This window comes from Ruegeria sp. BC3 (assembly GCF_056539265.1).
The window spans coordinates 44,778-63,049 of record NZ_JBQFUP010000013.1 but is presented as its reverse complement, the minus strand read 5'-3'; the positions used below and the strand labels follow the sequence as shown (position 1 = coordinate 63,049).

Below are 18,272 nucleotides of genomic sequence, written 5' to 3'. Positions count from 1 at the left end.
CTTCCAGTCAGACCGACCGTTAACCTACGACAACCTGACCGTTATGGGGGCTACCGAAGTGGTTTTCGGGGCGTACTATATCCAGACCCGGGTTGCCGAGGCTTCTGATTTCACACTGACGAATAGTTCGATTTCTTCAACCAGTGACATGGCGATTGCGGCAGGCACGACTGTTCGGCTTGATGCGGCAAGCAGTTTGAACACCGTAAACTTTGAGAATTTTGGCACGCTGGCCGGAACGGGAAACGTGAACGCATTCAACTTCACAGTTAAGAACGGAGGGGTGCTTTCGCCGGGCTTTTCAATTGGTACGCTTAACAATAGTGGCGGTATCGCATTTGAAACTGGGTCAAGGATCTTAAGTGAAGTCGATCCGACGGCCGGTCAGAAAGCCGATTTGGTGTCATCCAGCGGGCGCGTTACAGGGATTAACCGCGCCACTATACAAGTCGAAGCCGCTCGTCTCGGCCTGACTGCGCAGGACTATGCTGCTGGCAACGACTACACGGTTTTTCAAGCCTCGCGTTTCGATGGAAACTCCCCAACTCTTGTTGCCGGAGGATCTCTGCCCGCCCTATCCAGTCTGAGTATCTCAAACACGCCAACCACGGACGGTAGAATCGACATAGCGTTTTCGACCCTCCCCGTCTCGAGTTTACCACAACACCCATCAGTTGTTGGATCTCCCAATGCAAGCAACCTTGCTGGTGCGGTGGCCAACACCACAAACACGTCACCTGGAACTAATCTGACCAATGGCTCAACCTTGGGTAATACCGTTAACACGCTTACCAATTCAGGTTTGGCTGGGTTTAATCGTGTGCACGCAGAACCCTATTCCTCCAATTTGACCGTTGGGCTTGAGCAACTTGACCTGATAACCAACACTGTGCTGAGCCATGCTGACTGCCGCAAGTATCAAGCGGTTGGCTTCAGCAATGCGGATCAACCCGTTGCAGAAGGCGACATCGACTCGGCCCAGAGCCCGAGCGGCGCAATAGACTGCTCTGATCGGCGCTGGTGGATCGACACGGCCTATGTGAGCGGGGACGTTGATGGAAGCAATGGCCTTGGGACATTCGACTATTCGCTGGGCACGATTTTGGTCGGAGCGGATGTCGCAAGCACCGATAGAGGTGTGGTCGGCGTGTACGCAGGTTTTGGGACATCCTCCATGGATGAACACGATCAAGTCGATCAGGACTTTTCGACCGACAGCTATCATGTGGGCGTCTATGGGCGCACAACAACCGGAACTTGGGAGTTCTCCGGGCTGGTCGGTTACATGTTCGGTGAAACCGACGCCAAGCGAAATAACCCTTCTGTTGATGGCTTTACGGGAGGCGAGGCAAAGTCTGATTTGGACCAAGAGGGCATCCATGCCGGTATCCAGGCACGAAAGCTGTTTAACCTGGACAGCGATGCAAGGGTTTCTACGGTTTTCGGATTGAACTACGGGCGTATCCAACAAGGTTCAGGCACAGAGACGGGCGGTGGTGATTTTAATTACTCGATTGAAAAAGCGAACGCAGAATCGCTGGTCGCTTCTATTGGAATTGACTACCAGCGGGATTTCTTGACAGAGAATGGTGTGCTAACCCCAATCGCCTTTGCTCGTTACGAGTATGATTTTTTTGCCAACAAGGACAGTGAACACGAAATCACTGTCACGAGCCCGATATTTGGGACATTCACGCAAGTCGGACAAAACCGAGGCGCCAATGGTTTCGTTCTTGGGCTTGGACTGGGCTATCAGATTTCTGATCTGGCGAGACTAACGGCAGGATATGGCTATTCAGTTCGCTCCAATGGCCAAGAACATGGCCTGGGTGCCAACTTAAGTGTTCGGTTCTGATTAGGGTGGACCAACGAAGAGGAGTGGTAAGCTAGCTGCAACAACTTGCGTCAGCTATTGTGGCGATGTGAGCTTCATTCTCTAGCGATCAAAATTTGGGGATATTAAAAACATAAAGCCGTGATTTCTTGGCGTCGTCTGTCAGGATGTAGAGAAGCCCTTTGGTCTCATCGAGAGCGATTCCTTCGGGATGTTTAACTTCCTTTTGTTCGCCATCTTCTGTGAACGTCAAACTGATAGACTTTACTGACTTGGATTTTGGATTGTAGACGAAGATCTGACGGCTTTTGTCACTCACAATCCAAAGAGAACGCGAGGACCGAGACCATGCCAGGCCACTCAAATCCAGTTCATCATCATCTACACGCTCGGAGATAAAACCTGCATCGCGGGCTAAAGGAATGATCTCAATAATTTCGTCTAGCTCTGGCGATAACACCATTAACAACCTTGGTTGTCCCTCAATGCCAACGAACACCCGCCCGGATTTCGGGTCAACGGCGATGCCTTCGGGTCCTTTGTTCAAAGGGTTGCCGACGAGTAATGCAGCGGCGGTCGGGTAACCTTTAAGAGATGCGAGAGGTATTGTCGTCAGTTGAATGGGGTCAGTTGGGTGAACGACTAGGATTGATCGGTCAGTTTCTTGAAGCACCAAAACAGACCCATCCTTTCGAGGCGCAACACCCTCCAAATCTGATCCTGCTAATCCTGGCAACTTGAAAGAGTTTCCTAATACCCCGTCGACTCCGAGTAGGTGCAGTTTAGGTTCGGCATCACTTACAGACCACAAAAAGCCTTCAGCGTTAGACATTGCCAAGCCGGAAGGCTCTGAAAATCCCTCTGATTTGTCTGCCACCTTGAATTTATCGACCAGAACCAAACCAGCACTTTCGGCGTAGGCAAAATCGGTCCAAGGCAAGAAGGCTGCCGCAACCAAGCTGGCCGTAAAAGCGAGTCGTCTAAGTTTGCAGAAACACCGTGAAATTTCAGCTTTTGACGAAAACACTCTGTTTTCTGTCATTGGATTCTCTCGCGCTTGGACCACATCCCTGTATCAGCGTTCGTATCACAGTCCGGATGCGATGTCCGAAGAATGCACTGTAATCTCTTTACCTGATCCCGCCTGTTGCGATTGAATTGAATAGGGCACGATGTGCTTTTGTTAAGCGTAAGCCTTTGGCTTGAGCAGGAAGGAAGACAAGTTGAATACGACCCTCACACTTGTGACCGTGTTGTTGATGCTGCTGTTGCCAGGTGCTGCGGTGTCACAAGTCGACCCTGCGACGATGCTGGCCGGGGCTTCGGGGTCAGAAATCGTTATCGAACGCCGGTGGACGCAGTTTCGTGGCAAACAGGAACTGTATTTCTTTACTCTCGATGTGATCGTCACGATCATTCTGGCTGGCTTGATCGTCTATCATCCGGTGAGACGTAAAGCCCGTAGAAGCGTCCGCGACATAGTTATGCCAAGGCTTTTCTTCCTGTATGCGCTTATCGGCATGGCGGTTGGTTTTCTGGTGGTTCAGCACGGGTCAATGATCGGGTTCGTGATCTTTGGAATAGGAGCCCTGTTGAGGTTCCGATCAAATATGGATGACCCGGTCGACACGGTGGAAATGATTATAGTGACCGTGCTTGGGCTGGCGGTAGGGCTGGGCTTGCCCTTGATGGCCACATTGGTGGCGGTTGTATGTTGGTGTTTCATTTGGCTCGGTGGGCGAAACAAGGGCGTGGAAATTTCGCTCAAGGCTTCAGACGAAGAGCACTCATTGAAAGTCAGCGGAGCCATTGAAGCCATGGCCGCAGACGCTGGCTGGAAGCTGGTCAGAAAACACCACGTCCCCGGAAAGTCTCGCGTCTCATTGCTTTTCATCACCTCGGGAGGGCTTTCAGAAGCCCGGATAGAAGAGATGATAAACGATCTGGTCCCTGAAAAAGTTGAGCTGAAACTCAACCTCTAGTCATTTCACAAGGTCTAAGCGTTTCAGCACCGCATTCGGGGATCTGATCTCTTTCGGAAGCGACTTGAAGTTTACCGACCTTTCGAAATCGGGTCCTCGATATACTGCTATCCCAAACTCTCCGTTCGGCTGGAACGTAACATGAGTGAAGCTGTGAGGTGATCTGGCGCTATCGCCAATAAGCCGCCGCGGACCACCTCCCAAACAAGCTTGAGAGACATAAGACACACCGTCTTTCCAACCGGGATAGAAGGCATGATGGTGGCCTGACAGATGCAGAACGACACCGCTTTCCAAATAGATTTTTTCAAGTGTCGGATCACCGATGATTTCGCGCTCGCGCTGGATCGCGAAGGGCCAAAGTGGGAGGTGACTGAAAGTGACAATCGGGTCCCCGTCTGCACCCAGTTCCTGTAGCCGGTCCTGCTGATCACCGGATAGCGGGCCCAGGGTCGTTGCATCCAGAGACGCAAACGTAATGCCCTGCATCTCAAATGCGTAGAAGAACGGGTAGTCATCCGAAACCAGGAAGTCGACGCCTGGTTTTCTCGGCGTCCATTCCTCTGCGTATATTTTTCTTTCACGCTCGAACCCACGGTACGCAGAGGCATCATGGTTTCCTGGCGTGACTGCAAATGGAATGCTGGCAGCCTCTAAAGGATCTGATACAGCCTCGTGAAACGCCTTCCACATATCCCTGACCTGTTTGTCGGACAAGTTGGGAATGCGCTGTCCCGCAACCATATCTCCGGTCGAAATAACCAGATCTGGATCAATCTCAATTATGCGCTCAATCGCGTTTTCGACGCGGGCATCGTACCTTACCGAACCATAGCTTCCATTCAGATCCGATATGACGATGACATCCAACGCCGCCGCTTTGCAGGCGAGCAGAGCGGTCCAAATGAACACCGCAATAAGAGCAGAACACCTACGGTTCATAACAGTCCACAGCCTCTACCTCGGTGCCGTTTCTCAAAAAGAATACGACAGGATCCAAGTCGAACATCAAATCGCCATTTGAACAATTGCTCTGGAGGATGGACGTTGCCAGCGCAGTATTTTTGACAACTTGTGCAATCTGACTGTCTGACAACCCAAAGCTTTGCGATAGCCAGTCATAGACCGGGCCTTGGGTTTGAAGGTCACTATTCAATGTAACCAAGCGCCGGTACGTGCTTGGAGAGAAGTGGCGAATTTTCTCCAGCATTTGAGTAGATTTCGCGAAGTTGGCATACTCGACACGCCCGCCAGCATCGTTGTCGTTTAGATTGCTGCGACGGATCAATAACGCGTCGGCGGGAACATCTCCATCGTTTGGCTCATGGTGCTTGGCTTTCTTCTGCTTCAGTTTTCCGTCTTCGACCCAATACCAATAGGGTGTGAAGTCTATGTTTCCCACACGGTCCTGCTGGCTAAAGATGAAGTCGAGGAGAACAATTTCGGTGAGTTCTTGCATCCAAAATGCCATCTGTTGGTCGCTGACATCGGGACCGAGATCCTTGTTGATCATCCGGTCTTTTCGTCCTTCTCTGACGCCCTCTGCGATTGCCTCTGACAATGGTTTTGAAGAACGCAAAGCCAAGAAAGCGGGCGTTTCCTGAAAATCGCGGTTCTGACCTTTCCCCCAACCGGATTTACGGGTGCCGTTGATTTCCGAGCCGTATCGATGGCCAGGGCTATCAAGCAGCACTCCGTATATTTGCGTGCGATCCGATGTGAATAGATCATCTGTCGGTTGGTATGAGTTCGGGTCGGCATCCGCAGCTGCGAAGACCCGCCAGCCTTCGTGGTTCATGCGCCCGCCATGAGAGCCACCGGAAATCGCAAGGCCAGGCTCGGCGACCTCGGAGAAATGCGCCTGGGCGTCCATGCTACGCCAAACGGCTACTGGAACTTTGACAGTCGCGTCGAAATATCTGGAGAAATGATAGTAAAGCAGTGAAGACGTGGAAAACGTGCCACTGGTGCCTTTTTGGTTCATGGTGGACTTGAATTTAGCCACCCTGTCCTTGGCCAGATCTTTTGCCGCCTTTCCCTCCTTGCAAGCGTTTCTCTCGAATTCAGAACGGTTCCCCACGTAAGGTCCTTCCGAAATATCGTAGACGGCCATTCCTGGGCTGGTGCTCCAGGTTTTCGGGCAAATAGCAATCTCGGAGGCATAGAAATCGATCTCGCAATAGGCAGTTTCTTCTTCAAGATCGCTGTTCCTGTACTCGCCCGTTGGAACTTTTTCGATCCGAATACAGCGTTCCGTAACACCATTGGGACTATCAAATGTCGTGGCTTCACCAAGAACATCGTCGTTCGCCCACAAGACAGTGGGTGCAATGAGAGCAAGTGACCCCAGAAGATTGAACTTCATTTGGATAGTCCTCCCGGTATCATTTAGGGCAAATCGCTGCCTGTTGTTCGGTGGAGATTTTCAACTTGGGGTCGACACTAAAGTTGGAGAATTTTGAGTCGATCCACTGGTCGCACCCGCCTGAACATGGGGCCCCGTTTCGGGCATCATTCCAATATTCCTTGGCCCTTTCTTCTGTCCAACCGCAAAACTGAACGAGCGCCATCGCCGACAATGCACCTGAGGAATGAACCCCCCACATACAGTGCACCAGAACAGGGCCCTTTCCAGGGTTTTCAATCACCTCGTGTATGGACGCCATGACAGCACCGGGTCGGGAGGATCTGGCGCTTTGATAGTCAAAGGATCCGTTTCCACAACTGGTGCGACCGTATTCAGTGTTTTTGCCAAAGTCGGCATAAAACCCGGTTGAAAACCCTTCACCGCACAGAGTTTCGCGTTGACCCTCACTTAGGCCTGTTCGATCCTTGTCGCCGCCCTTGAAACCGGATCGATACAACACTCCGCTTAAGACTGGACGAAAGAAAGCGACACCATCAACGCCTCCGTCACCACCCTTTGACAGCATTTGACTGTTACTTGGACCGCCATTTCGACTGGTCACGTCAGAATTCGCAGCGGTTGCGAGAACACCAATGAATATGAGGGACGCCAAAAACCGCATGCCAACTCCTTTCTATTCTTAAACCTTTGATGCTCAAACTATTGCGACCTAATAGTCTCTCGGAAAGGCTAGTTCACGACAACCATATCAAGTGGGCAGTTAGCTTTCCGCTGTGAAACTTTAGATGGGCCACACCAGATTGATGATAACGACGACTACGAAATAGGCTAGAACAACTTTCCAGTTCCATTGGTGCTTGTTATCTTCGTTGATCACGCCAGCCGATTTTAATGCCAGGTTTGTGATTACTAGAGCGGCAATGATGACCGCTGCATGTGCCAGGTCGAATTGCAAGTTAGAGCTCCTTCTTTCAGATTTGGGATTGATGGAATTTTGTCAGCAGTCACTTGATGGCAGCATAGCTACATCTGAGTACCTTCCCTCGGATGTCGTGATCCGAGCACATGCACCAGTATCCTTGTTAAACCAGTACGAGGTCAGACCTTCGCTTCGGATGAGTTCAAATCCGAGACTTTGGATGCCCATTTCAGCTTGGCCCGCTCTTGCCCCTTCAAATGATGAAAGATCGCTAGAGCTGCCCACAGTTGGTGCACTTGCATCCACTGATCCACCACTGTCGTCGCATGCTGCAAGCGCAGTAATACAAGCCGTGCCGATCACCAATAGGACCTTGGGCGTCATCTGTTTTTCCCTCGCTTTTTTGGACGTGCGTTCCAGGGTTTCTGATTGATCGCCTACTCAATTCCGAAAATTACGTTGTAGTCGACGGAAGAGTTGCTGCGATTGATAACCTCCACAACATGATTACCGGATTGCCAAAGCTGCCCTCGATACTCCCTGTCCGCCGACATCAATCCCAACAGTTCAGATCCATCGGGGTTACGAATAACGTAGTCCAAGGAGCCATTTCGCGGCGCAACGCGAACGTAAAGGAACTGTTCGTTTTTGGCACCCAGAACGTATTGCTGCGACGCTCCGGGCGCGAGTTCACCAGCGAGTTCTGCGCCGGTGGAACCAGCATCGAATTTGACACGTTGGCTACCGGTAGAACCGGCAGCACCTGCCATGGCTCCACCGCCATCATCCATCGCTTCGACAACCGACATCTCGCCGATGCTTCCATCCTTGTACGCGATGCAGCGCCAAAGCGTTCCGCCTGCGTCACGTAGCATGACGAGCGTACCAGCTTCCGAGAACTGAGAGCTTTCAATCGTACCTGATTGACCGTCTGGTCCTCCAACCTGTCGCAAATGATCGATACACGCGTCGTCTGCTTCAGACATTGCAAATGAAGCCGTGCCCGCTATTGCGAACATCGGTGCGAGGAATTTGAGTACAGCGAATTTCATCAGATGGTCCCTTGCTGGCTGATCCTTAGAATTTTGTTCCGTACAAAGCGGAACCTCACTTAGCTTCTCGTAACTTTGACAGAAATTCATCGCATGCCTTTGCGCTGCCGACGATCTCGCCTGTCGTTTCAATTCCTTGCAGAGATGCCATCTCGGAATTTACGCGATTGAGGATCTGATCCGCTTGCTCGGCGGTGATCAGGTTCTCGGCTTGTGCTCCTTTCAATGTGGTGCAGACACCGGCGGACAAGCCTGTCGCAACGCCGACACCCACCGCGGCCCCACCACCCAAGGTCATCGCCCCAACCACGCCGAGGACGAGCCCGATCACAATACCCAAGATCACTTTTCCCATGTTTTCCTCCCTTTTGGTGAGACAGAGCTCCGCCTTCATTTCTGGTGTAAACTGCGAGCCCACCTGCAAATGAAAATCAGCGCCAAAATGTTGAGCACCGGTGCAATCGCCGCGAACCACGGCTTGGCGGACTCCGAAACTAAGTCCGCTACAAGTATCCAAGGTAGTCCCAACGGCAGCAGGAACACTCCGGACAAAGGGTCTCGTTCCTGTCCCAGCCAGCCGAATGTGCCCGTCAAGAATGCAACCAACGCCAACAGGTACAGGACCGCGAATACGATGATGGTGGTTCTGCAAACCAAGTCGAGCCTCAGCAGATCAAGCCAGTGCTGCGCAGCCGTTTTCAGCTACGCAGCAGACTGGTCACAATGCGCCTTCGTCGCCCAGGAACTCGATACCAGCTGTCGCGCCATCACTATAAGCAATGCAGTTCCAAGGAGCACGATCCTCGCCAACGCCTACAGTAACCTGTGTTCCCGCCTCGCTAAAGGCGGATGAGAGCACCACGACTTGCGAATTGTTTGTCGTATTGGCCACATCTCGCAAACACGCCTGCTGGGCGGGTGTGAGTTCGGCGGACGCACTGGATGTACCCGCGTCGTCACAGGCCGCTAGCAGTGTGACACAAGTTGCGCCTGCAATCATCACCATCTTGTTAGACATTTTCTTCTCCCTCTGGTTCCCTTGAAATTAGTGAAATTGGATGGGCTTGTTTGAAGTTCTCGCGTCAGAGCAGGCTATGGAACATACTTCGACCCTGTGATTTCCCTTTCCAACAACTTGTCGCGGGGGGCTTGGCGGGCAGAGCGATTTTACTTTGACTACCGAGACCGCCGACAACGTGTGAAAGCTGAATAACGACACTGGCAGAAGCTCGAGCGAATTCTGGAAATAGGGCGAGTACGTTAAGTCTGAGCATCGCGTCCTCCCAGCGCTCAATCATTGTAAAGTGCCTTCCGACCGCCAGCACTCACTCCAGCAGTCGGAAGGGCTCGGCACAGCGAGCAGCAACGACAACAACGGAGGTAAAATAAAGTTGTGTCGAATTCGCATGTTTGAATCTAATTTTTAATAAATCAATATTTTTTCCGCGCGTAAATTTCTCTACGCTCTCGTACGATATGCCTCTGCGTTCAAACAAAAAGGGAAGTGGGAGCGTCCATAAGGGCGAATGTGATCTTTTGGCTCAGCGGGGCGTTCTGAGGCCGCACAGAAACTTAAAAAGGATTGAAAGATGGGATTTGGTGAAGCCGTTAAAACGTGTTTCTCGAAATACTTCCAGTTCTCCGGCCGGGCTATACGCTCAGAATATTGGTGGTTCTTCTTGTTTGTGGTTGTCGTGAGTGCTGGTTTAGCTGTGCTGGATACGATCATATTCGGGACCAACCCTGAAACAGGGCAGGGATCTCGGGTTCTGTCCTCTGTTTTCCAACTGGCCGTTCTCATACCTATGCTGGCCGCCGGTTGGCGGAGGCTGCATGATACAGGACGACCTGGCTGGTATTTGCTGCTGCCGATGGCGCTCAGCATTACAACGCTTTTTGTTATGCTGGGTGGGGTAGCGTTCTTTTCAGTATTGGAGCAAGGGACCGAAAATCCCGATGCATTGCGAGGACCTGCGGCCGTCCTGGGTGTGACCGGTATCGTTGTTGTCTCAATCCTTCAATTGGTTCTGTCCATTCTGATGATCTGGTGGCTGACACGACCTTCCCAAGAAGGCGCAAACGAATACGGCGAACCTGTTTCCTGATCTGGCTGTCCGGGCAATAGGCTGGAACTTCTGCTGAACGACAGTGCGAACGGTAACTCAATGGAGAGAAAAAATGAGCTTAAAAACCATTTCCATTGGAATGCTACTGATGGCAGTGGCGACCACAGCATCAGCGGAGTGGTCGTTCAGCTCCGGGCCCAACCCCAATGCGTTTATTCAGACAGGAAACATGACGCTGGAACTTCAGTGTGACCGTATTCGCTTTGCTCCGTCTGGATTCGAGGACAGCCAGGACATTGCGGACAAGCAGGGGCTTTCCATTCGTTTCTTGAAGAACGGCACCACCGAAGTTGGAGCATTTCAGGTTGGCGCAGAAAACGCTGCCGTGCAGATCGTCGACAACTATCCCGTCGAGGTCAGTTTCAATAGTCAGCCGGACTATGGTTTTGTTCTGGACCAGCTTGCGGCCAATGCATCGGTTAATCTGTCGATGATTGATCAAGATGTCAGCTACGGAATTTTTGACTTGAAAGGTTCCAGCGCAGCAATTCGGTCCCTTCGTTCTGCGTGCGATTCAGAAGTTAGCCAAGAGACCTCCTACGAAGCGCCTGAAGGCATCGTCTATTGTGGTGGAGGAGCGATAGAGCGCGTGATCGAACCCGTAATTTTGGACAATCCAGAGGGGGAGTGGGACGCGCGAGTAACGGTTAACGGCGAGTCGATCAGAGCCATGACGGCCTACAGTTACTTCGGAAACTCTGAGCCACCGGCCGGATTTGTCGTCGCCCTGCTTGGGGAAGACAGGTCCGAGTTTCTGATTTTTAACGAAGGCTCGGCAAACTGGCTGGAATACGGGGATTACAGGTATGATCAGTGCAATTGATACCTCCTGCCAACCAGCGTTCCAAGTAGCGCGTCAAATGAAATGTTTGGTCGCCGGGATTGTGCTTGCTTCGGGCCTTGTTTGGACCTCACCAGCTGTTGCGGCTGATGTTTCGCAACTTCCCATCGGTTTGCGGGAAAAGGTTGATCTGGCGGCACGAGCCTGCGCGGAGTTCAACGACGGACAATTTGACTTAGATTGGGGTGCGGTTGAGAGGGTCGATCTCGACGGAGATCTACAACACGACTGGGTTCTGAATGAGTCTGGTTTTGCGTGTTCGAGCGCCGCATCTCTTTACTGCGGAACTGGCGGATGCATTTCGCACTTCTTGATTGAAGAGGAGGTTCAATCCTTGCTCAACCAGGGCTGGACGGTAGTTGATTTCGGGCGTCAACGCGTTGTTGTTGCTGATATTCATGGATCCAATTGCGACGGAATAAACCCAACGCCTTGCGTCACCGCCAGTGTTTGGGATGCGGACGCTAAGACGTGGCGCTCGTCTGCTGGCGATTGGGAGTAAACTGCATTTGAGAATTGCAGATAAGCCATAGGAGCTGGTTTGTTCGATGGGTTCTCTGTGGCACGCAAACTTATGGGCAAATCGTGCAAAGTTATGCGCAAATACCGCGCAGAGTTATGGGCAAGCTTCCAAGATTTTCTTCAATGAAATCAATGTTGGGAATGCAGCGTTATGAGCGCACCTACAGACGGTTGTAGGTTTGCGCATAACACTTCGCGTACCCCAAAAGTTTGCGTAGTCTGCCCATAGTTTTGCGCTGCGCGATTGTCTGCCTTAGCGATGAATTCAATCAGTTTTTGGCGTAGTTGTTACGGTTTTGGTCCTTTGCGGTGCCCAACGCAGCACGGGGCCTCCCAAGGCACCTTGCGGGCTTTTGATTTACTTCGGTGAGCTGCTTTGGCTTGGAACGCAGCCAATCAGGGAGTGAAAACAATGAACATGACTTGGTTTTAGGACGCTTAGTCTAATAGTGAAACTGCGCGCATTGTCCTTCAAGACATCACCGGGAGAAACATTCGTTTCCCTGAAACTGTCGGAATTTCGCACCGGTTTTGTGGCAGAGAGCCAGGATTTCGAGATTTAACATAGGTCGCAATCTTAGAGCGTTTGCGTTCTCGTCAGCCAACCACCGGCTAAATCCGAACTTCGGACACTCGTGAACATTCCTTCAGCGGCAGCCGTAAGCACAAAGTTCAAAGAGCTTCCTCGAACCCAAAGGTCAGCGATGTGCAGAACACGACTCGTCAAATCCCTGATGGAACAGGACCTAGAGGAGATTGCGCGTGGTGGCGGATGGGGCCTCGCCCGAACTGCGGAGCTTAACGGTGTTCCGGGGCCAACGCATCTTCTCGAACTTGCCAGTCAAATTGGTCTGACTGAAGAGCAGCGCCACGAAATCGAATTAATCCGCGCGCAGATGCAGGCAGACGCGATACAGGCAGGCGAACACTTTATCGAAATGGAACAGGCGCTTGACTTGGCTTTTCAGCAAGGTGTTCCAACGGCAGAAACTCTTGAACGACTGGTTATGCAAGCGGGCGCGGCGCGAGCAGCCCTGCGCCTCGTCCATCTGAACGCTCACCTGCTGACGTTGACGTTGCTGACTGAAGCGCAAGTCAGCCAGTATTCAGTCTTACGCGGATACACAGATGATCCATGTTCAATTGTTCCGGACGGACATGATCCAGAGAGGTGGCGCACCCATTATGGGTGCAACTAGGATCGATTGCGTCGACCCATCCTCGTAACTTGTCAAAACCGCATACTCCCAGTAGGTATTTGGTATGTTTCGCCTGGTCCTGTCGATACTTCTTGTTGTTGCATTCTCTGGCGTATCCGCAGCGTCCGTGAAGCATGGCTTGACCCATGGATCGGATCATTCTGGTCATCATGCTCAAATGGCGGGCGACGATCTGTTGGCTGATGCCGAGAAAGCTGCTGCGGATTGTTGCGACACCACTAGCGGTATGGGTTCAACATCCTGTTTTGGTGATCTTGTCGCCACGTCGGGGATTTCGCCGATTGCTCCATTGGTCATCTCAGTGGTTGGTGTGACGTACGCTGGAGCCGATCTTTCGGGCGTCGCACTGGGTGTTCCGACCGGTCCTCCGAAAGCCTGAATGGCAACGGGCGCTCGCTCGCAATCCGTTCAAATTTCACATCAAAGGACCGACAGACATGATCACACGTCGTCACTTCACCACTCTGTCTGCAACTGCTCTCATTGCGAGTGTTCTTCCCGTCCGTGCAGGAACCCCAATGCACGTGTTCAGCTCACCAGGTTGCGGATGTTGTCACGCATGGGCCGACTTGGCTCGCGCTCGTGGTTACGCCGTCACCGTTGAGGAACTGACAGACCCCGAGGCACAGAAGTCAGCACGAGGTATCCCACTGAACCTTGCATCCTGTCACACCGTTGAAGCCGACGGTTATGTCTTTGAAGGCCATGTGCCGTTCGAAGCTCTGGAAGCCGTGTTGAAGGATCGGCCAGACATCACAGGGCTTGCGGTTCCCGGCATGCCAATGGGCTCCCCTGGTATGGGTGACGATCCGTCCGCCCGTTACGACGTCATTGCATTTGGGGGAGAGGCCGGGACCGGAACGGTTTACTACCGCGCTGGCACGGCGCGGCCGTTCGACACCTGATGGTAGGGCGCGCAACACTCTTGGTTACCGGTGGGCTTGCGCTCGCCGGTTTCACCGTAGCATTCATTCTGGCCCAGCCCTCCAAGGCGGTCGGTCTATTGATGCCGGATGACGCCGAACTGGTCGCTATTGGCCAAGATATTTACGCGGTTCAATGTGCTGCCTGCCACGGTGTGAGCCTTGAAGGACAGCCAAATTGGCAGATGCGCGGCGAGAATGGTTTACTACCGGCACCGCCGCATGACGCCACAGGGCACACGTGGCACCACGATGATGAAACGCTGTTCACCTTGACCAAATTTGGCCTGGCCGGGCTGATGGAGAACGCGCCCGCAACTGGTATGCCGGTCTATGAAGGAGTGCTCAGCGATGAAGAAATCATTGCAGTGCTGTCCTTTATTAAATCAACCTGGCCTGATGACATTCGTGAGTATCACGACGAACTAAATGCCCAATCCGAATAGAGGAAAACTCAGATGATCAAACAAACTCTTCTCGGTTTGGCCGTAGCGACGGCTCCAATGCTTGCGGCTGCGCATTCAAAGTCCGAGGCAACGACACCGGCTGACGGCGCGACTGTCACGGACGTGCCGGAGCTTTCCATGCGGTTCGATGATCCGATGCGCATCATCTCGGTCACACTGACCTCACCCGATGGCGACGTCAAAATTGAGCGCGAGACAGGTATGGACCCCGCTATGGAGTTCCGAGCTATGCCTTTGGAGGAGCTTGCACCCGGAAGCTATCGTTTCGACTGGCGCGGTATGGCTTCCGACGGTCACCCGATGCAGGGCAGCTTTACTTTCACGGTCGCTGAGTGACCGGACTGGCCCCAATTGACGGTGTTGTCGTCTTGGCCATTTTGGCGAAAGCACTTGGCTACGGCGCGGCGCTGCTGGCGATGGGTGGTGTCCTGTTCACGCTCCTCTTTGGCAAGCGCGCTGAAGAGTCTGTTCTACGCCTTGCGCGGCACCTCGCGGTCGGCGCTGCGATTGTCGGTATTGCCGTGCTTGCTCTACGTTTCGGCATTAGAGCGGCGCGGATATCCGGAATGGGTTTTGAGGGTGCGACCGACCCAATGATGCTTGGCTTTGTCTGGGACAGTCCACTTGGCACCGCTGCGATTTGGCGAGCGGTGGGTGAACTCGCGATATTGGCAATCCTGCTCTCCCGCGTTGGGCAGTGGATCGCTTTGGCTGGTAGCCTTTCCATTGCGGTTTCCTTTGCCCAAGTGGGGCACTCGCTCGGAGAGCCTAGGGCGGCTCTCGCAGTCTTATTGGTTCTTCATCTGCTGGCTGCCGCGATTTGGGTCGGTGCTCTCCTGCCATTGCGCAGAGCGGCGCTCACTTCAAGTGGGGCCGATCTTCTGCACCACTTTGGCAATGTCGCTGCTTATGGAGTTGCCGTCCTGATTGTTGCGGGCGCAACACTCGCATTGCTGCTTTCGGGCTCGGTGGCTGCCTTGTTCGGAACGGCCTATGGATTGCTACTTTTGGTAAAGGTCGTGATCGTTTTTGCACTTCTTGGCCTCGCGGCGCTGAACAAGTTGAGATTTGTTCCGGCTCTCAGAGCTGAGAAGCGTGGCGCGGAAATTGCTCTCCGGCGGTCGATTGCGATGGAGATGTTGGCTGTTGTCCTGATCCTGCTTGCAACGGCGACGCTAACCAGTGTGACGACACCTCCCATCAATCTCTGACGGGCAATGATCCGAAGCCGAAACTCCAAAGTTTTGCAAAGATTTCCGCTTGGGGCTGCGAGCGCAGTGGGAGAATTGAATTTGCTGACTGCCTGAAGTGAATTAGACTGAGGACTAACTGTTCAGATACCCCGTTGACCTATGACCGCAACACGACACTGCGCTTGCAGCGAACGGCAGCTTCAGGGGTCGTACTGCAGCACTTGGAGTATGTTTGAACGACCGGAATGGGCCAATCGTTATTTATAATTTTTTAGAAGTGCTGAAACAGTTGAACCCGCATTCAATTTCGAGCTCGCAAGGGTTGCTGTATTGCAGACTAACTATGGATGGTCATTCCGTTTCTGACGAACGCGCCCACAAATTGATATCTTCTTCCGAACTGATTTCATCGATCTTTTCCAACTCGTCTGCACTGAAGTCGAGATTATTGATAACGCCTGCGCAATCCACGATCTGTTCGGGTCGGGACGCACCAATAAGTGCGGTCGTCACCCTTTCGGCTCTGAGCACCCAGGCCAGAGCCATTTGCGCCAGAGTCTGACCACGTGCCTCAGCCATGTTGTTCAGAGCACGGACACTTGCCAAGGACCGCTCGTTGATCATGCCATCAAGTAGCGACTTTCCTTGTGTAGCACGGCTGCCATCTGGAATTTCGCGCAGGTATTTTGACGTTAGAATGCCTTGTGCCAGCGGCGTGAATGCAATCGATCCTACCCCAAGATCGTCCAGAGTATCGAGCAATCCGTCCCGCTCCACCCATCGGTTGAGCAAGTTGTAAGAAGGCTGGTGAATCAGACAAGGTGTCCCAAGCTCATTGAGAATCTTCACAGCCTCGCGCGTGCGTTGGGAGTTGTAGCTCGAGATACCTGCGTAGAGCGCGCGGCCCGACCGTACGATATGATCCAACGCGCCCATCGTCTCTTCGAGCGGGGTGTCGGGGTCAAAGCGGTGGGAATAAAAGATGTCGACGTAATCAAGACCCATGCGCGCGAGTGATTGGTCACAGGACGCAATCATGTACTTGCGCGACCCCCATTCTCCGTAGGGTCCGGGCCACATGTCGTAGCCCGCTTTGGAGGAAATGATCAGCTCATCCCTGTAACCCGCGAAATCCGTTTTGAGGATCTCACCAAGTGCCTCTTCGGCTGAACCAGGTGGTGGACCGTAGTTGTTCGCCAGATCAAAGTGAGTGATCCCATGGTCGAACGCGGTCCGACACATTGCTCGCTTGTTTTCGTGCGTCGAGTCTGCACCGAAATTATGCCACAGGCCCAGGCTGAGAATAGGAAGCTTCACACCCGACCGCCCACATCGCCGATAAACCATCCGCTCATAGCGGTCCGGCTCTGGTGCGTAAGGAATGGGCTTTGGTTTTGGCGGTCGTTGAGCTTTGGTCATGCGCACATAATCAATGGATTGTTGAGCCTGTCAAACGGATCACCTCCAGCGAGATCGACGCGAGATTCCACTCGCCCCGGTGGTCAGCGCTGGCGCGCTCTGAAAAGCTTCAATATCTCTGGGTCATTTGGCGCATTTACCGGGAGGTCATTCGAAGAATATGGCGTTGGGGGTATCAAAACGAGGAAGATTTGCGGTTTTGGTTTTCGGAACGACTTTCGATCTGCTCCCAACACCAACTGATCAGGGAAGACAGCCCTCCGACTAAGATGACGATCATCACCGCAGCTTCTATACGGAAGACAGCAAACCCAATACTTGGGGCTGTAACCAACAGAGTGGCAATCGTAAAGAACATCGCTGTCCATAACGTGTTACCACCTATTCTGTGCACGCCTATGACAGCGGAAGCAAACCCAAGGATCAATAAGACGTGATGTGACAAACCGCTGAACTCCAAACATAGGGCAGCCAAAGACCCAAGCGCTACGCCAACACCAAACCGCAATGCAGCATCAGGCACATTTTGAAGTGGAGCCAAGACGCGGAATACGAACAACAACGAAAGCCAATAGGATTTTTCGTTTCCGATTATGTGAGCGAGAAACGACGTCAAACTCATGCCGACAATTAAGAATAGCCAGACAGAAATTGCTTCCTTGAAAGACATGGGAGGTCGTATTGCTGATCCCGCCAAGTTAAGCCAAACGCTGAGCAAACTACCGACTGTCGCCGCGGCCAGAAAAACCAAAACATGAACGGCAATACGCTCATCGGGTGGGATCAGTAAGTACAAGAGCAATCCGTTCAATGCAGGAACTGTTGCAAAACCACCGTTCTTGTACCCTTCAAAAGCAGCCCAACTAATCAAGACAAAACCACACAGAAAGGCGATCCACTGAAGCGGGAAGAGTGTGCATACCAGTATACTCACCAGCACCATCGCAAACGTTCTGGCGTTAGAAACAAGACTAGAAAAGACAGACCCCAAAAAACCAGCTGAAAACCCCGCGACTGCCGCGATACCACCAAACGCAACGACCTGACCGCCAAGCAGTACGACGAGTACGGCTGTTGTACATATTGCCAACGCCGTACTCCAAGAGAGCAATCCTCCATCGAACTTGGTTGGCACCCTTGTTCCTCCACTAAGCGGCGTTATGTGGTTAGTTCAATGTAGCCCATACCAAACAACTCTTTCGAATTTTCTGAGACTCTTCACAGGGCCCAAGTTTTTGACAGGTCAATGTGAGGCATAGCAGCGCCTCTATCTTCTGATTGATGCGATCCTGAGGAACAACACATATACGTCACCGATTTGGTGCTCTGCAAAAGAGCAGACACCTGTCATGACGCACGGCAAATTTGTCCGCAAGTTGGGCGACTGCCGGATTGCGAATACCGAT

The 18,272-nt window shown here is 52.5% G+C and carries 21 protein-coding genes; 11 read left to right on the top strand and 10 right to left on the bottom strand.

The genetic code is table 11. The annotated features are described in order from the left end of the window. Nucleotides 1–1,855, top strand: a 1,855-nt coding sequence (locus ACR0MV_RS21160) for an autotransporter family protein (RefSeq protein WP_480703655.1), incomplete at its 5' end; no start/stop codon positions are given. 88 nt (nucleotides 1,856–1,943) lie between these two features. Here the strand turns inward: ACR0MV_RS21160 and ACR0MV_RS21155 are convergent. Then, on the bottom strand, nucleotides 1,944–2,876 hold the full coding sequence (locus tag ACR0MV_RS21155; protein WP_170682776.1) for an SdiA-regulated domain-containing protein: 933 nt from the start codon (nucleotides 2,874–2,876) through the stop codon (nucleotides 1,944–1,946). Nucleotides 2,877–3,057: 181 nt separating this feature from the next. On the opposite strand from ACR0MV_RS21155, the gene ACR0MV_RS21150 reads away from it, so the two are divergent. Continuing rightward, nucleotides 3,058–3,816 (top strand): DUF4956 domain-containing protein, encoded by a 759-nt coding sequence (locus ACR0MV_RS21150; protein WP_170408630.1) that lies wholly within the window; start codon nucleotides 3,058–3,060, stop codon nucleotides 3,814–3,816. Here the strand turns inward: ACR0MV_RS21150 and ACR0MV_RS21145 are convergent, their stop codons facing one another. The 7 genes from ACR0MV_RS21145 to ACR0MV_RS21115 all read right to left on the bottom strand — a co-directional run bounded on the left by ACR0MV_RS21145 (nucleotide 3,817) and on the right by ACR0MV_RS21115 (nucleotide 9,173). Next, nucleotides 3,817–4,758, bottom strand: a complete 942-nt coding sequence (locus tag ACR0MV_RS21145) for a metallophosphoesterase family protein (protein WP_480703653.1) — start codon at nucleotides 4,756–4,758, stop codon at nucleotides 3,817–3,819. Continuing rightward, nucleotides 4,748–6,181 (bottom strand): hypothetical protein, encoded by a 1,434-nt coding sequence (locus tag ACR0MV_RS21140; protein WP_480703651.1) that lies wholly within the window; start codon nucleotides 6,179–6,181, stop codon nucleotides 4,748–4,750. Before ACR0MV_RS21140 ends, ACR0MV_RS21145 begins: the two co-directional genes overlap by 11 nt. 19 nt (nucleotides 6,182–6,200) lie before the next feature. Continuing rightward, nucleotides 6,201–6,845 carry a hypothetical protein gene (locus tag ACR0MV_RS21135; protein ID WP_480703649.1) on the bottom strand — a complete coding sequence of 215 codons (645 nt, stop codon included), beginning with the start codon at nucleotides 6,843–6,845 and terminating at the stop codon, nucleotides 6,201–6,203. A gap of 120 nt (nucleotides 6,846–6,965) precedes the next feature. Next, the gene (locus tag ACR0MV_RS21130) at nucleotides 6,966–7,139 is read right to left on the bottom strand and encodes a hypothetical protein (protein WP_170389728.1); all 174 of its coding nucleotides are present in this window, start codon (nucleotides 7,137–7,139) and stop codon (nucleotides 6,966–6,968) included. Nucleotides 7,140–7,540: 401 nt separating this feature from the next. Then, nucleotides 7,541–8,155 carry a hypothetical protein gene (locus tag ACR0MV_RS21125; RefSeq protein ID WP_480703647.1) on the bottom strand — a complete coding sequence of 205 codons (615 nt, stop codon included), beginning with the start codon at nucleotides 8,153–8,155 and terminating at the stop codon, nucleotides 7,541–7,543. 55 nt (nucleotides 8,156–8,210) lie between these two features. Then, the gene (locus ACR0MV_RS21120; RefSeq protein ID WP_480703646.1) at nucleotides 8,211–8,630 is read right to left on the bottom strand and encodes a hypothetical protein; all 420 of its coding nucleotides are present in this window, start codon (nucleotides 8,628–8,630) and stop codon (nucleotides 8,211–8,213) included. Nucleotides 8,631–8,873: 243 nt separating this feature from the next. Continuing rightward, complete coding sequence (locus ACR0MV_RS21115; protein ID WP_480703644.1) at nucleotides 8,874–9,173, bottom strand: hypothetical protein; 300 nt, start codon at nucleotides 9,171–9,173, stop codon at nucleotides 8,874–8,876. A gap of 571 nt (nucleotides 9,174–9,744) precedes the next feature. Between ACR0MV_RS21115 and ACR0MV_RS21110 the strand changes: the two genes are divergently transcribed. The 9 genes from ACR0MV_RS21110 to ACR0MV_RS21070 all read left to right on the top strand — a co-directional run bounded on the left by ACR0MV_RS21110 (nucleotide 9,745) and on the right by ACR0MV_RS21070 (nucleotide 15,465). Further along, complete coding sequence (locus tag ACR0MV_RS21110; protein WP_480703643.1) at nucleotides 9,745–10,260, top strand: DUF805 domain-containing protein; 516 nt, start codon at nucleotides 9,745–9,747, stop codon at nucleotides 10,258–10,260. A 73-nt stretch (nucleotides 10,261–10,333) separates the two neighbouring features. Next, entirely contained in the window at nucleotides 10,334–11,104 is a 771-nt protein-coding gene (locus tag ACR0MV_RS21105; RefSeq protein ID WP_480703642.1) for a hypothetical protein, read from the top strand. Next, nucleotides 11,088–11,624 (top strand): hypothetical protein, encoded by a 537-nt coding sequence (locus ACR0MV_RS21100; RefSeq protein WP_480703641.1) that lies wholly within the window; start codon nucleotides 11,088–11,090, stop codon nucleotides 11,622–11,624. The genes ACR0MV_RS21105 and ACR0MV_RS21100 overlap by 17 nt, the downstream gene beginning before the upstream one ends. Nucleotides 11,625–12,378: 754 nt before the next feature. Further along, the gene (locus tag ACR0MV_RS21095; RefSeq protein ID WP_480703640.1) at nucleotides 12,379–12,843 is read left to right on the top strand and encodes a Spy/CpxP family protein refolding chaperone; all 465 of its coding nucleotides are present in this window, start codon (nucleotides 12,379–12,381) and stop codon (nucleotides 12,841–12,843) included. Between the two features lie 64 nt (nucleotides 12,844–12,907). After that, a complete protein-coding gene (locus ACR0MV_RS21090) occupies nucleotides 12,908–13,243 on the top strand; it encodes a hypothetical protein (RefSeq protein WP_480703639.1) in 336 nt (111 codons plus the stop codon). Nucleotides 13,244–13,301: 58 nt separating this feature from the next. Continuing rightward, nucleotides 13,302–13,769, top strand: a complete 468-nt coding sequence (locus ACR0MV_RS21085) for a DUF411 domain-containing protein (RefSeq protein WP_170429738.1) — start codon at nucleotides 13,302–13,304, stop codon at nucleotides 13,767–13,769. Then, entirely contained in the window at nucleotides 13,769–14,233 is a 465-nt protein-coding gene (locus ACR0MV_RS21080; protein ID WP_170429737.1) for a c-type cytochrome, read from the top strand. Before ACR0MV_RS21085 ends, ACR0MV_RS21080 begins: the two co-directional genes overlap by 1 nt. A gap of 12 nt (nucleotides 14,234–14,245) precedes the next feature. Continuing rightward, nucleotides 14,246–14,590, top strand: a complete 345-nt coding sequence (locus tag ACR0MV_RS21075) for a copper resistance CopC family protein (RefSeq protein WP_254445881.1) — start codon at nucleotides 14,246–14,248, stop codon at nucleotides 14,588–14,590. Beyond that, on the top strand, nucleotides 14,587–15,465 hold the full coding sequence (locus tag ACR0MV_RS21070; RefSeq protein ID WP_170429735.1) for a CopD family protein: 879 nt from the start codon (nucleotides 14,587–14,589) through the stop codon (nucleotides 15,463–15,465). Before ACR0MV_RS21075 ends, ACR0MV_RS21070 begins: the two co-directional genes overlap by 4 nt. A 333-nt stretch (nucleotides 15,466–15,798) precedes the next feature. On the opposite strand, the gene mgrA is transcribed toward ACR0MV_RS21070, so the two are convergent. After that, nucleotides 15,799–16,866, bottom strand: a complete 1,068-nt coding sequence (gene mgrA / locus ACR0MV_RS21065; RefSeq protein WP_480703636.1) for an L-glyceraldehyde 3-phosphate reductase — start codon at nucleotides 16,864–16,866, stop codon at nucleotides 15,799–15,801. 175 nt (nucleotides 16,867–17,041) lie between these two features. Continuing rightward, nucleotides 17,042–18,001: a hypothetical protein gene (locus ACR0MV_RS21060; protein ID WP_480703634.1), complete on the bottom strand. Its 960-nt coding sequence runs from the start codon at nucleotides 17,999–18,001 to the stop codon at nucleotides 17,042–17,044. Between the last annotated feature and the right edge of the window lie 271 nt (nucleotides 18,002–18,272).

What these genes read in the sequence shown, in the direction of transcription:
- ACR0MV_RS21105 (WP_480703642.1), top strand. Translation starts at nt 10,334, where the DNA reads ATGAGCTTAAAAACCATTTCCATTGGAATGCTACTGATGGCAGTGGCG.
- ACR0MV_RS21110 (WP_480703643.1), top strand. Translation starts at nt 9,745, where the DNA reads ATGGGATTTGGTGAAGCCGTTAAAACGTGTTTCTCGAAATACTTCCAG.
- ACR0MV_RS21085 (WP_170429738.1), top strand. Translation starts at nt 13,302, where the DNA reads ATGATCACACGTCGTCACTTCACCACTCTGTCTGCAACTGCTCTCATT.
- ACR0MV_RS21095 (WP_480703640.1), top strand. Translation starts at nt 12,379, where the DNA reads ATGGAACAGGACCTAGAGGAGATTGCGCGTGGTGGCGGATGGGGCCTC.
- ACR0MV_RS21090 (WP_480703639.1), top strand. Translation starts at nt 12,908, where the DNA reads ATGTTTCGCCTGGTCCTGTCGATACTTCTTGTTGTTGCATTCTCTGGC.
- ACR0MV_RS21100 (WP_480703641.1), top strand. Translation starts at nt 11,088, where the DNA reads ATGATCAGTGCAATTGATACCTCCTGCCAACCAGCGTTCCAAGTAGCG.
- ACR0MV_RS21125 (WP_480703647.1), bottom strand. Translation starts at nt 8,155, where the DNA reads ATGAAATTCGCTGTACTCAAATTCCTCGCACCGATGTTCGCAATAGCG.
- mgrA (WP_480703636.1), bottom strand. Translation starts at nt 16,866, where the DNA reads ATGACCAAAGCTCAACGACCGCCAAAACCAAAGCCCATTCCTTACGCA.
- ACR0MV_RS21115 (WP_480703644.1), bottom strand. Translation starts at nt 9,173, where the DNA reads ATGTCTAACAAGATGGTGATGATTGCAGGCGCAACTTGTGTCACACTG.
- ACR0MV_RS21075 (WP_254445881.1), top strand. Translation starts at nt 14,246, where the DNA reads ATGATCAAACAAACTCTTCTCGGTTTGGCCGTAGCGACGGCTCCAATG.
- ACR0MV_RS21080 (WP_170429737.1), top strand. Translation starts at nt 13,769, where the DNA reads ATGGTAGGGCGCGCAACACTCTTGGTTACCGGTGGGCTTGCGCTCGCC.
- ACR0MV_RS21145 (WP_480703653.1), bottom strand. Translation starts at nt 4,758, where the DNA reads ATGAACCGTAGGTGTTCTGCTCTTATTGCGGTGTTCATTTGGACCGCT.
- ACR0MV_RS21140 (WP_480703651.1), bottom strand. Translation starts at nt 6,181, where the DNA reads ATGAAGTTCAATCTTCTGGGGTCACTTGCTCTCATTGCACCCACTGTC.
- ACR0MV_RS21155 (WP_170682776.1), bottom strand. Translation starts at nt 2,876, where the DNA reads ATGACAGAAAACAGAGTGTTTTCGTCAAAAGCTGAAATTTCACGGTGT.
- ACR0MV_RS21135 (WP_480703649.1), bottom strand. Translation starts at nt 6,845, where the DNA reads ATGCGGTTTTTGGCGTCCCTCATATTCATTGGTGTTCTCGCAACCGCT.